General features: G+C 41.3%; 16 protein-coding genes. All 16 read right to left on the reverse strand.

The window, feature by feature from the left end:
• Positions 1–19: 19 nt before the first annotated feature.
• Positions 20–835: a TrmH family RNA methyltransferase gene (locus tag HKX39_RS04590; RefSeq protein WP_171680130.1), complete on the reverse strand. Its 816-nt coding sequence runs from the start codon at positions 833–835 to the stop codon at positions 20–22.
• A gap of 170 nt (positions 836–1,005) precedes the next feature.
• On the reverse strand, positions 1,006–2,085 hold the full coding sequence (locus HKX39_RS04595; RefSeq protein WP_171680131.1) for a fatty acid desaturase: 1,080 nt from the start codon (positions 2,083–2,085) through the stop codon (positions 1,006–1,008).
• A 168-nt stretch (positions 2,086–2,253) separates the two neighbouring features.
• Positions 2,254–2,880 (reverse strand): ribonuclease HII, encoded by a 627-nt coding sequence (gene rnhB, locus HKX39_RS04600; protein WP_171680132.1) that lies wholly within the window; start codon positions 2,878–2,880, stop codon positions 2,254–2,256.
• A gap of 12 nt (positions 2,881–2,892) precedes the next feature.
• The gene (gene lpxB / locus HKX39_RS04605; RefSeq protein WP_171680133.1) at positions 2,893–4,065 is read right to left on the reverse strand and encodes a lipid-A-disaccharide synthase; all 1,173 of its coding nucleotides are present in this window, start codon (positions 4,063–4,065) and stop codon (positions 2,893–2,895) included.
• Between the two features lie 6 nt (positions 4,066–4,071).
• Positions 4,072–4,863 carry an acyl-ACP--UDP-N-acetylglucosamine O-acyltransferase gene (lpxA, locus tag HKX39_RS04610; RefSeq protein WP_216605044.1) on the reverse strand — a complete coding sequence of 264 codons (792 nt, stop codon included), beginning with the start codon at positions 4,861–4,863 and terminating at the stop codon, positions 4,072–4,074.
• Positions 4,863–5,318 (reverse strand): 3-hydroxyacyl-ACP dehydratase FabZ, encoded by a 456-nt coding sequence (gene fabZ, locus HKX39_RS04615; protein ID WP_171680134.1) that lies wholly within the window; start codon positions 5,316–5,318, stop codon positions 4,863–4,865. Before fabZ ends, lpxA begins: the two co-directional genes overlap by 1 nt.
• Positions 5,319–5,357: 39 nt before the next feature.
• The gene (gene lpxD, locus HKX39_RS04620; protein ID WP_171680135.1) at positions 5,358–6,458 is read right to left on the reverse strand and encodes a UDP-3-O-(3-hydroxymyristoyl)glucosamine N-acyltransferase; all 1,101 of its coding nucleotides are present in this window, start codon (positions 6,456–6,458) and stop codon (positions 5,358–5,360) included.
• A 6-nt stretch (positions 6,459–6,464) separates the two neighbouring features.
• Entirely contained in the window at positions 6,465–6,965 is a 501-nt protein-coding gene (locus HKX39_RS04625) for an OmpH/Skp family outer membrane protein (RefSeq protein ID WP_246226056.1), read from the reverse strand.
• Positions 6,966–7,107: 142 nt separating this feature from the next.
• Positions 7,108–9,477: an outer membrane protein assembly factor BamA gene (gene bamA, locus HKX39_RS04630; protein WP_171680137.1), complete on the reverse strand. Its 2,370-nt coding sequence runs from the start codon at positions 9,475–9,477 to the stop codon at positions 7,108–7,110.
• Between the two features lie 115 nt (positions 9,478–9,592).
• Positions 9,593–10,924 (reverse strand): RIP metalloprotease RseP, encoded by a 1,332-nt coding sequence (gene rseP / locus HKX39_RS04635; protein WP_171680138.1) that lies wholly within the window; start codon positions 10,922–10,924, stop codon positions 9,593–9,595.
• A gap of 44 nt (positions 10,925–10,968) precedes the next feature.
• Positions 10,969–12,126 carry a 1-deoxy-D-xylulose-5-phosphate reductoisomerase gene (gene dxr / locus HKX39_RS04640; protein ID WP_171680290.1) on the reverse strand — a complete coding sequence of 386 codons (1,158 nt, stop codon included), beginning with the start codon at positions 12,124–12,126 and terminating at the stop codon, positions 10,969–10,971.
• A gap of 6 nt (positions 12,127–12,132) precedes the next feature.
• Positions 12,133–13,047 (reverse strand): phosphatidate cytidylyltransferase, encoded by a 915-nt coding sequence (locus HKX39_RS04645; RefSeq protein WP_171680139.1) that lies wholly within the window; start codon positions 13,045–13,047, stop codon positions 12,133–12,135.
• Positions 13,048–13,053: 6 nt separating this feature from the next.
• Positions 13,054–13,803: a polyprenyl diphosphate synthase gene (uppS, locus tag HKX39_RS04650; RefSeq protein ID WP_171680140.1), complete on the reverse strand. Its 750-nt coding sequence runs from the start codon at positions 13,801–13,803 to the stop codon at positions 13,054–13,056.
• A 14-nt stretch (positions 13,804–13,817) separates the two neighbouring features.
• Positions 13,818–14,378 (reverse strand): ribosome recycling factor, encoded by a 561-nt coding sequence (gene frr, locus HKX39_RS04655; protein ID WP_171680141.1) that lies wholly within the window; start codon positions 14,376–14,378, stop codon positions 13,818–13,820.
• 32 nt (positions 14,379–14,410) lie between these two features.
• Positions 14,411–15,124 (reverse strand): UMP kinase, encoded by a 714-nt coding sequence (gene pyrH / locus HKX39_RS04660; RefSeq protein WP_171680142.1) that lies wholly within the window; start codon positions 15,122–15,124, stop codon positions 14,411–14,413.
• A 61-nt stretch (positions 15,125–15,185) separates the two neighbouring features.
• A complete protein-coding gene (gene dusA / locus HKX39_RS04665; protein ID WP_171680143.1) occupies positions 15,186–16,181 on the reverse strand; it encodes a tRNA dihydrouridine(20/20a) synthase DusA in 996 nt (331 codons plus the stop codon).

Below are 16,181 nucleotides of genomic sequence, written 5' to 3' on the forward strand. Positions count from 1 at the left end.
TGCATTTATCTTAGTGCTATTAACTGGAAAAGGCTTGTTGTCGGTATTGCTCATATAAAACCAGACTACAAGCCACCCCCACATTCAAAGACTCTACTTTTTCATTCTGCGGAATAAAAATCGTCTGATGTGGGTAATGAAAAAAGTAAGCGGCAACACCCTGTCCTTCATTCCCCATCACCCATACCACATCTTTAGGTAGGCGGGTCTGATATAAATTGTGTGCTTGATTATCCAAATACGTGATATAGAGTGGTAAGGGATTACGAACGAGAAAATCCTGACTATCCACTTGCGTGTAGATTTCTAAAGCAAAATGTGCCCCCTGACCACTTCGTAATACTTTAGCCGACCAAGGATTCACACAGCCTTTACTCATGTACACCGATTGAATACCAACAGCCACACAGCTCCGTAGCATAGTGCCTAAATTCCCCGGATCTTGGATGCGGTCAAAAAATACCGTCGTTTGCGTTGGCATAGGGCAATGCTCTGGCTCCACCACGGCAATCCAAAACATAATTGCCTGTGGACTATCGACATGATTTAAGGATTTAAATAAGCTAGGACTAAGCTGTATATAATCTGACGGAGAAGTATCGGCTAATAAAGCTTGCCACTCTGCTCCTGAATAATCCGCTCCCTCCAGCAGGATAACCCTGAACGAAGATTGCCCATATGCTTTATACATCTGACAAAGATGATATCCCTCTAATAAGGCTTCTGTTTTTATCTTATTTTGTGCTACTTTGAGGAGTTGTTTATAAAGAGGATTATCTTTGGAGGTAATATATTTCACAAAAACTCTACCGTCTAAGTCACTAAAGGTTTTCATTATAACCCAATCCCCAATAATGCCGATATGGACACAAAGCACAAGCTATCCTTTTCTTTAGAAAAAATACACCCTCTTCTATTAAAAAACATAGCAAAATCGCCGATACACGTTTCTTATTAAAAGCAATATGTATCGGCGATGAATAGTTTAAGGGGTTAGTTCTTGTCTTAAACGACTTGCTCCGTCGGCTGACCTTTAAAATCTAACCATTGCTTATTTTTAAAATCATACAGTTTGCAAGCTCGTGCGGTACGGAAATACCACGACCATGAAAATGGCTGAATCACGATACGCTCTGGCAACATATGTTCTAAAGTCGCTTGGGCTTCTTTGAGCTTATACAATGGAATGGACATATCAACATGGTGTGCTGTATGTTCCATAATATGATGCATTAGAGCACCTATTTTAAATTTAAACAATAGATGAACTGTTGTCGAAACAAAAGGTTGTGCCTTAGCCCATTCTACTTTGTCATCATGCCATACCACCTTAGTATGCGTATGGTGGACATAGACCACAAAACCAATCATGGAGAACCAGAAGAACAATGGAATAAACCATGTAAATAATAAGGTAGTCCAGATAGATTGCTCAGTCGCCATCGCTGCCCATGCCGCAGCACCAGCCCATAGCACACCAAAAACAGCGCATAATAAACTATCCCAGAAGAAAGACTTACGCTGCGTTCCCATCGCTGATTTAGAAGGGAACATCATTTTCTTCCACCAGATTTCATTAATATAGTAAAGTCCCGGTGCCCAACCACTACGATAAACTCGTTCTAGCCATTTACGACCATTACTCATTGCCGCATACTCTTCTGCAGAAGCTGGTGCCCAAACGAAATCCACACCTTTTAGATTGGTATAACCATGATGAACCACATTATGTCCCACATCCCATAAGCTATACGGTGACACCGATGGTAAGAATGCAATTCGTCCCAGCCATTTATTTAATTTACGATGAGGCGTAAGACTCTGGTGGCAAGCATCATGACCAATAATAAAAATACGCCCAATCCAGAAGCCTGCTACTAAAGCACACAGCAATTTCGCCCACCATGCGTGGAAATAGACCGTCCCCACAAGTAGTGCCGATAAAATACACAAATCCAACGCTAATAGCATAATCGCTCTTGTCGTATCCTTTGCCGCAAGAGGAATTAACCAGCTACGGATAACTTTACGATGAGGCAATTCTGCTTTAGGATCAATGGGTTGTAAAGAAACTTCTGTTGTCATAACTATAAATTTAAACTCTGTTTGAAATTGTGTTTGTATTTTAGCTTAAAAATGCTATGCCTGCACCATAAATAGCGTAAATAAATGATAGATACTTGATTAATCTCAAAACTACGGCTAAAGATGATAAACAATTTAAATTTCAAGCGTATGACGGAGAGTATATTTTTAGGGATTCCTTTTCACCATTTTCCCTGAATCTGTGGCTTGACGCACAGGCGCAAAGCTTTGACGATGCGCAGGAGTCGGTCCTAAAGTAGTTAACTTAGCAAGATGTAGCGCTGTACCATAGCCCTTATGTTGATCAAAGGCATAGTCAGGATATTGTTGATGAAGTGCTAATAAAGAAGCATCTCTCGCTGTTTTCGCTAGTATAGAAGCTGCCGAAATCGCAGGTTCGGTCAAATCCCCCTTTACAATGGCTTTAGCCGGTAACATTAATTGTTTAGGTGTGCGATTACCATCAATTAATACAAGTTCTGGACGAATAGTTAATCCTTCGACCGCTCTTGTCATGGCTAGCATAGTTGCTTGGAGAATATTTAAGGTATCTATTTCCTTGACACTACTACTCGCAATACTCCATGCTAAGGCTTTTTCTTTAATTTCTACGGCAAGTACTTCTCTTTTTTTTTCTGAAATTTTTTTAGAATCTGTTAATCCAGCAATAGGTTTAGCAGGATCCAAAATAACAGCTGCCGCATAAACATCACCTGCTAATGGCCCTCTCCCCGCCTCATCCACACCAGCAATGAGCTCATAAGTTTCTTCTTCAAACAGTGAGTGCGTCGTCATTTTCGCTATAAATTAAAATCGATTGGCCAATTGGAGAATAACATCTGCGGCAATTTTGGCAGTATCTTGCTTTAAACTTAAATGAAGCTGCATAAACTCTTGTTTAAGCTTAGCAATATACATCTCATTTTCTAATGCATTGATACAGGCTTCTACTAAATTTTCAGGCGTACAGTCCTCTTGCAAGAGCTCAGGCACGGCAAAATGACCTAATAGGACATTAGGCAATCCAACCCAAGGAACATAAGGCTTACTTTGCCCTGATTTCCACTCCATGAGACGTTTCATCATCGGCGTTAATTTATAAGCAATCACCATCGGTCGCTTATATAATGCCATCTCTAATGTGGCAGTCCCACTGGCAACAATCGCCGCATCACACGCTTCCATCACATCCCATGAGATAGGTGTTTGTGCCAGCTTGGTATCATAAATATGTAAATTAGGTACAGGGATTTCTTTAAGAATCTGATTGAATTGCTGACGACGCTCTGCATTCACTATTGGAACAATAAAATGCAAAGAACTGTCTCTTTCTGCCAATAACTGTGCTGCACGTAAAAAAGGCTCAGCCAGAAGTTTAATTTCTGACGCACGACTACCCGGTAAAATCGCAACAATTTTAGCATCAACGGGTAAGTTTAAACGTCTACGAGCAGCGACTTTATCAGGCACTAAAGGGATTTGCGAGGCAGTCGGATGCCCTACAAATGTTACTGGTACGCCCTCTTTCTCATAAATCGCTGTTTCAAAAGGAAAAAGCACCAGCATATGTGATACGGCTTCACGTATTTTTTGGATACGCTCATAGCGCCAAGCCCAAATAGATGGACCAACAAAATGCACCGTAGGAATACCTTCTACCCGTAAACGACGTTCTAGCCTCAAATTGAAATCTGGTGCATCAACACCCACAAAAACATCGGGACCTTGCTTTAATAAGTTTTTTTCTAACCCCTTATAGGTATGAATCAACTTAGGTAAAGACTTTAAGGCATCAACATAACCAAATACCGTTAATGCATCCATGGAGTATTGAATATCCATCCCCATCTCTTGCATATGAGGACCACCAATACCTGTGAAATGCACATCTTGTTGTGTCTCTTTTATCCCGCCAATAATGCGAGAGGCCAGTAAATCCCCTGAAGGTTCACCGGCCACAATAGCGATTTTTTTTGTCATATCGTTTTACTTACGACCGAGACCGCGATCAGATTGAGCAAAAAAGTCTAAAAACAACTGTAAATGCGCCGCCGAATCAGGGTTCTCACTTTGTAAACGTTTAATATCCACCAAAGCATCTGCTAAACTGAGCTGACGCAGATAAATGGTTTTATAAGCTTCTCGTAATACCTGAATTTGTTCTGCGGTAAAACCTCGACGTTTTAAACCCTCTGAGTTAATACCCGCTGGTTTGTAAGGCTGCCCAGCGCCTAAGACAAATGGTGGAATATCTTGACGAATAGATGACATGCCTCCAGTCATAGAATGCGCACCAATACGAATAAATTGATGTGCTGCTGACATACCACCAACAATCGCCCAATCACCTACATGGATATGACCAGCCAATTGTACGGTATTCGCTAAAATGGTATGGCTACCGATTTGACAATCATGCGCAATATGTACATAGGCCATAATCCAGTTATCATCACCAATACGAGTTACGCCAACATCTTGTGCTGTACCCGTATTGATGGTGACAAACTCACGAAACGTATTGCCGTTCCCGATTTCTAGTCGAGTGACTTCGTTCGCATATTTCTTGTCTTGAGGAATACCGCCAATTGAGCAAAAACGATAAAAAACATTGTTCTCACCAATAGTCGTATGACCATCAATCACACAATGCTCACCAACCTTTGTACCCGCACCAATTTTAACATTAGCATGGATAACGGCATAAGCCCCTACCTCTACGCTTTCATGTAATTGTGCACCTTCATGCACAATTGCTGTACTATGAACAATAGCCATTATTCACCTATATCACGAATTGCACACATTAGTTTTGCTTCTGCCACCACTTGACCATCTACATAGGCTTTAGCATCATATTTACACATTACTTTGCTAATACGTAGTGCTTTGACTTCTAAGCGTAATTGATCACCCGGTACGACAGGTTTACGGAAACGTGCTTCATCCACACCTACCAAATAGTAAGCGGTCGTATTGCTATCCAGCGTTGTTTCTCCATCTGCCTTAGAGAAAGAAAAAATTGCTGCTGCCTGTGCCAAAGCTTCAATGATTAATACACCAGGCATGACCGGTAAATGTGGAAAATGACCTTGGAAGAAAGGCTCGTTAATACTAACGTTTTTAATTGCGACAATACTCTCACCAGGTACCATCTCCACGACTCGATCCACTAATAGCATAGGGAAACGATGAGGAATATGCTCCATAATACCGCGAATATCTAATTCCATAATTCTTCCAATAAATTCTAGGTGAATTCCTAAAGTTAATTAATCTTCTCGTTGAGTTAAGTTTTTCTCTAAGTCTTGTACACGACGACGAAGTTCGTAAAGGCTGTTTAATGCACCGGCATTTTTCTGCCAAGCACGATGTTCCATAATTGGCCATAGCCCCGTATAACGCCCTGGCGTAGTAATGCTTGACATCACTCCCGAACCGCCCGAAATATGAACATCATCACCGATTTCAATATGCCCAGATACCATTGAAGCACCTGCTAATGTGCTACGTCGACCAATTTTGCTCGAGCCTGCTACACCAACGCAGGCTGCCATTGCGGTATGCTCACCCACTTCACAATTGTGAGCAATCATAATTTGATTATCTAGTTTGACACCACGGCGAATAATCGTATTGCCTAAAGCACCACGGTCAATCGTCGTATTAGCACCCACTTCGACATTATCTTCGATAATCACTTTACCGAGCTGCGCAATCTTAGACCAAGCACCTTTTTCTACTGTATGGTCAGGAGCAAAACCAAAACCATCTGCACCAATTACCGCACCACTATGAATAATGCATGCTTTGCCAATTTGTACGCCATGGTAAAGTGTGACATTAGCATAAAGACGTGTACCAGCCCCAATGTGTACATTCTTGCCTACGACAGTTCCGGCACCGATAGTGACGTTATCACCAATCACCACACCTTCTTCAACAACAGCTAAGGCATGGATACATACATTTTGTCCTACTTTGGCTTCAGGACTTACTACGGCACTAGGATGAATCTTTCGTTGCTCACCAGCAAATAAAGCTTTTTCAAACCATTGGCTGATACGTGCATAGAGTAAATAAGGCTCTTCACATTGTACAACAACAAATGGAAGCTCCTTAGGTAAGACATCCACCGCTCGCTTAGGTAAAATAACCGCTGATGCTTGCGTAATTTGTAATAAATCAAAAAACTTGGGGTTGGCTAAAAAACCAATTTCATTGGGCACAGCATCTGACAATGAGCCTATGCCTGTAATCTTAGGTAATTCACCTGTAAAAGGTAAAATCTCCCAAGTCAAACCGTGGGTATCCACTTGACTCAATAAAGTATCCAGCGGTAGCGCTTCGCTCAATGTCAGAATTTGTGTCATAAAATATTATTTTTTTGCGTTTAATGCTTTAATAACGTCATCGGTGATGTCAACGCGTGGGCTGACAGTAACCGCATCTTGTAGGATGAGATCGTAATTTTGTTTTTCTGCAATTTCTTTGATTGCAACATTTGCTTTTTCTACGATGGTAGCAAAAGCATCATTACGGCGACGGTTAAAGTCTTCTTGGAACTCACGACGTTTACGTTGCAAATCCGTATCTAGGTCTGTCAATTCACGTTGTGCTTTATTACGATCCGCATCTGACATAACAGGTGCATTTTTATCAAAGTTTTCAAACTTTGTGCGCAACTCATTAGCGACTTTTTGTAAATCAGCGTCACGTTTTTTAAACTCTTCTTCAATCTTAGCTTCTGCTGCCTTAGCTGGAGCAGATTCACGTAGAAGTTTTTCTGTATTGACAAAACCAATTTTAACCGCTGCTTGTTGCTCTGCCGCTGGTTTTGCTGTTTCTTGCGCTAAAGCTACATTAACTGAAGCACCCATTGCTACAGCTAAAAGTGTTTTTGTTAATGCATTAACAACGACTTTACTTTTTGTTGAATGGAAATTCATAACAACCTTCAAAATAAAAACAATAAAACTAGTTTAAAAACATTCTTTAATTTAAACGAATGCTAAAAATTCCTTAGAATGATGTACCAATTTGGAATTGGAATTGTTGCTTATTATCACCTGGTTTAGAACGAATTGGGCGAGCATAAGACAACTGTAAAGGACCTAATGGTGAATTCCAAGATAAACCAATACCCGTAGAATAGCGCCAACCGCAAGGATCTGTCACAATACCACCATATTGTGCATTACCCACCGAACACGTCTGAGCACCCGAAACTCCTACTTTACCTGCATCTGCAAATAAGAACCAACGTAAAGAACGGTCGTTTTGAGTACCCGGGAATGGTAAGAATAACTGCACATTAGCTAAAAGACGTGTATTACCACCAAGATAGTCACCCGATACTGTATCGCGAGGGCCTAATGAAGCACCGTCATAGCCACGAACAGAGCCGATACCACCCGCGTATAAATTCTTAATCACAGGGAATGGTTTGCTAGAGCCGTATGTACGTCCCCAGTCTGCGGTAACGTTAAACGCTAAAGTGAAGTCCTTATTAATCGGCCAGTAGTATTGTTGTTGCGCACTTAAGAGATAGTATTTTAAGTCACCAACACCAGCCACCGCATTAAGCGATGTCATATAACCGCTGGTTGGTGCAATCGCACTATCACGCGTATCTTTAGTCCAACCGATATTAAACATGATTACATTGCTCTTTTCGCCGTAGTTCGATACGAAGTCTCGATACGCCTGAGGAATAATCAAACCACTATTTTCAGCTGGTAAGCGAATTTTATTTTGTTCGAAAGTTGCTCCTAAGAACACACGATCATACTCAGAAATAGGTACCCCAAAGTTCAAACCAATACCTGTTGAACGAACTTGATAGGTATCTTCGTCTTGGTTAACTGAACTACTATAAGGTTTATCTAAACGATAGTAAGCGCTTGTAGTTTTACTAATACCACTTGTTGTCCAGTAAGGATTCGTATGCGTCAAAATAACGTTACGATTCGTCTTAGATGTACTAAAACTTAAACCTAAGTTTGTACCTGAACCGAAAATATTGTCTTGGCTAACACCCGCTTGGAAAGTAAGCTTATCTGTCGAGCCATAACCGACTCCAAAGTTCACCATCCCTGTTGGTTTTTCTTTAACAGTCACATTAACATCGACTAAGTCATCAGAACCTTCAACAGGCACTTTAGTCACTTCGACATTATTAAAGTAACCTAAACGGTCAATACGATCACGCGATGTCGCTAAACGTGTTGCATCATACCAAGCAGACTCAGATTGACGCATTTCACGACGAATAACCTGATCTCGCGTACGCACATTACCACCGATATTGATTTGGCGAACATAAATGCGTTTACCCGGATTAACAAAATAAACCACATCCACCTCTTGCGTGCCTGCTACAGGCTGAGGGACAGGATTAACTTCCGCTAAAGCATAACCTAACTCACCTAAACGCATGCTGATGGCATTAGCTGTTTGACGTGCTTTGGTGATATTAAATACCTCACCTGGTCTATTTTCGATAAGACCTTGGAGCTCTTCATTCATCCCCATTAAGTCGCCAGCTAATTGAACTCGACGAACGGTATAAGGCTTACCCTCTTGAATTGTCATATTGATGCCGATTTCTTCTAGGTTAGGAGAAATGGTCACTTGCGGACTATCGACTTTAACATCTAAATAGCCACGATCCATATAGTAATCACGAATTTTTTCGACATCTGAGTTTAACGTCTCGCGAGAGAATTTATCCGTACCTGTATACCATGTCATAAACCCTGGTGTGGTGAGATCCATTTCGTCTTCTAAATCAGAAGATGAAATTGCCTCATTACCAACGAAGTTAATATCAGAGATATGCGCACGTTTCCCCTCATTCACTTGGAAGCTCACACCAACACGATTATTGGGTAACGGTGTCAATGTAGATTTCACCTCCACGCTATAATTCCCCTTTGAGACATATTGGTTACGTAACTCTGTAACCGCACGATCTAACAAGGCTGGATCATACGCACGCCCCTCTCCAAAGCCCACGCCTCGCAAACTCTCGAGTACCGCATCATCTTTGAAAGCATTCATTCCTTCAAAAAGAATTGATGAAATCATTGGACGCTCATCAACAACAATATTAACTACCTTCCCTTGCGTCGTGATTTTGACATCATTAAACAAACCTGTCGCATAAAGACGGCGTAAAGAATCTGTCGCCATTTCTTGATTAAATGTAGAACCTACACGGGCTGGGATATAGCTAAACACCATACCAGGTTCTGCACTACGTAGACCTGTGATGCGAATATCTTGCACAACAAACGGTGTGAAAGCACTCGCTGCTGAAGGCAATACCAGCGCAGAAATCAGCGCTGCCATCGCTTTTTTGTTGAATTGTTTTAATGAGCGAATATCCATTCGTACATTCCTTGAAGATGAGTATCCAAATTTAACGGCTTATTTTAAGCGATAAAGTCACTCTTTGTCAGTAACTTAGCCTTTGTCCGCTAATAAAAACTATATTTCTATGGGTTTAACTAAAAATTCTCATCAAATCATTGCTAAAAGCAAAAACCATCAAAGCAAGTAATAGCCCATAACCAACTTTCATCAACCCGGTAAACACCGAGTCTGGTAAAGGTTTACCACGAATCATTTCAATAAAATTCACCACCATTTGCCCACCATCTAAACCAGGAATAGGCAATAAATTCAAAACACCAATGCTAATGCTAATAAGGGCAATAAATTGTACAAAATTCATCAAACCATGTTGAGCCACTTTACCCGAGTAATCCGCGATAGTTAAAGGCCCACTAATATTTTTAAGTGAAGCCTCTCCAATCAGCATCTTACCCATCATTTTGAGAGAAAACCATGCTGTATCCCATGTTTTACTACTTGCCTTGACTAAGGCATCAATAGGCCCATAACTAACGTCTGTCATGGGATAAGCCGCCCGAAACTCTGTTTGAATTCGTCCAACGGTACGCCCATTATCCAAAGTCACTTGTTCTGGTACAACCGTTAAATTGATAGTCGCACCGTCACGTAGAATCGTGAAAGAAAGTAACTGACCTGCAGAAAGCTGAATTTGCTCAATTAAGGCAGATAATTGTTTAACTTCCTGACCATTTAGTGCAAGTACGATATCCCCTTCTTTCAGACCTGCACGCTCTGCTGGACCACTTGCAATGATACGTGCCACTTCAGGATTTGGGGCTTGCAAGACAAGGCCTGCTTCTTTGAGTAAGTTCACACTTTCTAAACTACCCACATAGGACTGAAAAGGCATTTCCACCTCTTCAAGCTGACCGGAAGGACGTTCGATTGTCAACGTTGTGCGCTGTCCCAATGTCAATGGTCCTACTAATTTATCTACCGCTTCAGACCAACTAGCAACATCGGTATGATTGACAGCAACGATACGATCACCTTCTATTAAACCTACTTTAGCGGCTACCGATTGTGGTGCTGGTGCCGCAATAACCGCTTTAGGATGTTGCTCACCAATCATAAAAACGACTGTGTAAATCATAATCCCTAATAAAAAACTAAATGCAGGACCAGCCGCATAAATAACGATTTTTTCCCAAGCACTCCGTTCAGCAACAGACTCACCGACTTTATAATCAGGATGATGGGGTCTAGGCTCGGCGAGAGGCTTTACATAGCCACCTAATGGCAACATAGAAATAGCCCATTCTGTCCCTTTTTTGTCCGTATATTGATAAAGCACCTTACCAAACCCCACGGAAAAGCGCTCTACATGGTTGCCATAATAACGCGCCGCTAAATAATGTCCATATTCATGGAACACTACAACAATACTAATCGTGATAAGAAAAGTAAGTAAACTAAACATATGTCCTTTTAAAGCAAAACAAGCCAATAGGCTATACTAACTCGTTAGCTTGCTAAATAATCTTGAGTCTTAGCACGAACTTCTTGGTCAAATACCAAGACCTCATCAATCGAACTTAATGTAGGTGCTTGAATTTTACTTAACATACTCTCTATGGTTTGAGCAATCTGCGTAAATTTTATTTGACCATCTAAAAACCCTTGTACTGCAATTTCATTACTTGCATTTAATACCGTACAAGCACCAATCCCCTCTTTCATCGCCTCAAATGCCAATCGTAGGCAAGGGTAACGAGTCAAATCAGGTGGCATAAAATCCAATTGGGACAAAGCGCTCAAATCAAATTTAGCCGCATTGTGCGTAATACGCTCTGGGTATGCCAAACTATAAGAAATAGGAATTCTCATATCATGATGCCCCAATTGTGCCAACAAAGAACCATCAATAAATTGCACCATAGAGTGAATAATACTCTGTGGATGAATGACCACTTCAATCTGCTCCGGACTCAAATCAAACAACCACTTAGCCTCAATGACCTCTAAGCCTTTATTTAACATTGTCGCAGAATCAACGGAAATTTTACGTCCCATGCTCCAATTGGGATGCTTACACGCCTGTTCGGGTGTCACATGCTCCAACGCATCTACAGAAAATTGACGAAACGGTCCGCCAGAGGCAGTCACAATAATTTTCTCTAAATGTTGTTTGGGATTTTGGCTAGGTAAACATTGAAAAATCGCATTATGTTCGCTATCCAGAGGCAATAAAGTCGCTCCATGAGCCCTAACAGCATTCATAAAAAGCTCACCGGCAGTTACTAAGACTTCTTTATTTGCCAATAAAATGGTCTTACCTGCTTTTGCTGCTGCATAAGCACTTGCTAAACCCGCCGCACCAACAATAGCACAAACCACGATATCTGCCTGCTCATCTTGAGCCGTCTTGCATAAACCGTCTTGACCTACGCGAATTTCTGGAAAAACACCGGTATTATTTAACCGTATAAATTCCTCTTTAGCTTCCTGAGTAGGAACAATCACCACCGCTGGGAGAAACTTAGCCGTCAGTCCCACTAACTTTTCTACCCGAGAAAAAGCACTCAAGGCATATACCTTATATCTATCGGGATGAGAAGCAATAATATCGAGAGTGCTATCACCGATTGAGCCTGTCGCTCCAAATACAACCACTGACTTCATCATCAATTACTGAATATATAAGAGGAAGACAAAACACATGGCAATCGGACTAACGGCGACTACCGAGTCCAAACGATCCCAAAAGCCACCATGTCCCGGCAATAACTGACTGGAGTCTTTTACCCCTGCACGACGTTTTAAGAGAGATTCATACAAATCACCAAAAATAGAGACAACCCCCATTAATACGCCTACAGCGACTGCACCTAATAGACCTATATGTTTAACTAAAAGCGCTGAAAAAGAGTTTTCAATAAAGGCACTCACGGTCATCCAAATAGCTACGCTAATTAAACCACAAATAGCACCTGAGCGTGTTTTGCCCGGACTAATCGCAGGTGCTAATTTCTCCCCACCGAAATACTTACCCCCAAAATAAGCAAAATTGTCTGCACACCAGATGATACTTAAAAAGCTTAATAAGAACCAAGCTCCTAAAAAGACATAAATAATCAATATCGCAAACCAAGTTGTAAAGGCCGCAAAAACCGCTAAAATACTATGAAAAACGCTGTTATAACTCACTTGAGTTTTGGCCTGATAAAGTACCATCGGCACAATAAAAATCCAAACAAAACTCACAAAAAACTGCAGCATAATCAGCAGCGAAAACACCACAGTAGACCAAGGATTAGCTTGAAACACCGTTGGTTTACTCAAGGCAACCAGAATATTATCCTCGCCCTCACCCGGCATCATTAAAAAGTACAAAGCGAGAAAAATGACAAAAGTCATGATAGCAATCATAGCGGCAGTTAGCTGCTTTTTTGCGCCATTTAGACTAATCCGAAGCCATTCAAAAAGCGTCAATGCTGAGGCTAAGCTAATAAAAATGGCAAAATAAACAGGATTACTCAAACTGATAAGCACAGCGAGAATGGCTAATAAAACCACGGCTGTGATGATGCGAGGAATTAACATAGGAGCTTACACTTCTTGTAATTGAGCTGAAGTACGCCCAAAACGACGTTCTCGTTGAGCATACCAAGAAACCGCATCATCAAAATCTGCGGACGAAAAATCTGGCCAATACTTATCGGTAAAATACAATTCCGTATAAGCTAGTTGCCAAATCATAAAATTAGAAATACGACGTTCACCACCCGTACGAATAAATAAATCGGGCTCTGGTATATCCGACATACACAAATACGGAGAAAAATCTGACTCCTGAATAGATTGTGTCGCTAATTCAGGATTTGCTGATAACATACGCTGAATCGCTTGCATAATATCCCAGCGACCACCGTAATTTGCTGCTACGGTCACTGTCAAGCCGGTATTATTCGCAGTAAGATTTTCTGCTTCTTTAATTAATTCTTGAAGTTTTGGGTCAAATGCCGATAAATCACCCACGACTTTCAAGCGCATATTATGTTTGTGTAATTTAACTGACTCTTTTTGCAAAGCCTTTACAAAAAGCTTCATTAATAAGCCTACTTCTTCTGCTGGACGACGCCAGTTTTCAGAGCTAAAAGCAAATAAAGTGAGGTAAGGAATATCGTTTTTAGCACAATATTCCACTGCCCGACGAACTGCCTGAACACCACGAATATGTCCCGCCGTACGAGGCAATAGACGCGCCGTCGCCCAACGACCGTTACCATCCATAATAATGGCAACGTGACGAGGTTTATCAGCCACATGAGGAATCGTTTGGGTAGAACTTTGCGTCATTACTTTAATGCTTACTACACTTTCATAATCTCGGCTTCTTTTTCAGCCACGATTTTATCGATTTCAGCAACGTATTTATCGGTCATTTTTTGAATGACATCTTGTGTGCGACGATCATCATCTTCGGAAATTTCTTTGTCTTTGAGTAGACGCTTTAATGCATCATTGCCATCACGACGAAGATTACGCACAGCCACTTTAGCGTCTTCACCTTCAGAACGCACCACTTTGGTCAAATCACGACGACGCTCTTCCGTTAGTGGTGGCATAGGTACGCGAATAGAATCGCCTAACGCTACTGGATTTAGACCCAAATCAGACTCACGGATAGCTTTTTCAATTGGTGCTGCCATATTTTTTTCCCATGGCTGCACATTTAATGTACGTGCATCAACAACAGAAACGTTAGCCACTTGACCCACAGGGACTTGAGAACCGTAATAATCCACAGTCACATGATCAAGAATACCTGCGTGTGCACGACCTGTACGGATTTTTGATAAGTTAAGTTTTAAATTTTCAATCGACTTACCCATACGAGTTTCAGCCGACTTTGTAATCTCAGAAATACTCATTGTTTACCTTCTATTTTTAATGTTAATTTGTTTTAGATATGAACTAATGTACCTTCGTCTTCACCCGCAATAGCGCGCTTTAACGCACCAGGTTTATTAATAGAAAATACATTAATAGGTAATTTTTGATCACGGCATAAAGCAAACGCAGTAGCGTCCATGACTTCGAGACGTTTGCTAATTGCCTCATCAAACGAAATACGTGCATAACGTGTTGCGTTAGGGTCTTTCTTAGGGTCTGCCGTATAGATGCCATCCACTTTAGTGGCTTTTAGTACAATTTCTGCACCAATTTCTGCACCACGTAAAGCAGCCGCTGTATCTGTCGTAAAGAATGGATTACCTGTGCCTGCTGCAAAAATCACTACGCGTTTTGCTTCTAAATAGCGTAAGGCCTTAGGACGAATATAAGGCTCAACCACTTGATCAATATTTAAAGCCGATTGTACGCGCGCAACTACACCATGATTTTTAAGGGCATCTTGCAATGCTAAGGCATTCATCACGGTAGCTAACATACCCATATAGTCTGCTGTCGCACGATCCATACCTTGTGCACCCGGTGCAATACCACGAAAAATATTACCACCGCCGATAACAATAGCGAGTTCTACACCCTGTTTAGCTACTTCAGCAATTTCCTCTGTCATACGGATAATCGTTGAGCGATTAATACCGTAAGCATCCTCGCCCATAAGTGCTTCACCAGATAACTTTAAAAGCACGCGTTTGTATGATGTGGCCATCTTAAATCCTTTTTATCGACAAAATAACAATCAAATGCCGTATATTATACGCTAAATTCCCTTAACAAAAGGGTAAAAATGCCTCTTCAATTAAAGTAATATCTCCTGCATTTAGGCGTTTAACATCCGATAGCAAACGACGAAAATGTCTAGCCCCCTGCTGACCATTCATCAAACCTAGCATTGGCTTGATTACTGCGCGCAATGGCGCACCTTCACTTAATGCTTTTTCTGCATAAGCCGTCATTTTTAGCATGACTTCTTTATTATCGGCCACCGCTACCTCAGGCCAAATCGCTTGGCTGATATCCCTTAACAAGTAAGGCTCATGCCATGCCGCTCGGCCAATCATAATACCGTCAAAGTCCGCTAATAAATCTTTAGCCTGTTCAAGCTGATGAATACCACCATTTAAAATAAACAAGGCATCAGGAAAATCTTTTTTCAGCTGAGCAACCACCTCGTACCGCAATGGAGGAATTTCACGATTATCTTTGGGTGACAAGCCTTTTAAGACAGCATTACGTGCATGAGATACAAAAACTCGACACCCCACATCATAAATTTTCGCTACAAAATCTCGCACAAAAGCATAGCTTTCATCGTAATCCAATCCTAGTCTGTGTTTTACCGTCACGGGGACAGTCACCGCATCTTGCATAGCCTTAATACAATCTGCGACTAAATCGGCTTCGGCCATTAAACACGCACCAAATGCACCTTTTTGTACACGCTCCGAGGGACAACCACAATTGAGATTAATTTCGTCATAACCCCACTCTTGTCCTAATTTGGCACAATGCACTAAAGCCTCTGGCTCACTACCACCTAGCTGTAATGCCACAGGATACTCTTCTTGATTAAACATTAAATGACGAGGCACATCCCCATAAATCAATGCTCCAGTGGTCACCATCTCTGTGTACAACAAAGCTTTAGGCGCTAATAAGCGATGAAAATAACGGCAATGCCTATCTGTCACATCCAGCATCGGCGCAATAGATAATCGCCACGATTTTTCAGGGGCTTGATAAAGACCGAGTAAAGAGTTTTGCAT

Origin of the sequence: Pelistega suis, assembly GCF_013133795.1 — a bacterium.
GTDB classification, from domain to species: domain Bacteria; phylum Pseudomonadota; class Gammaproteobacteria; order Burkholderiales; family Burkholderiaceae_B; genus Taylorella; species Taylorella suis.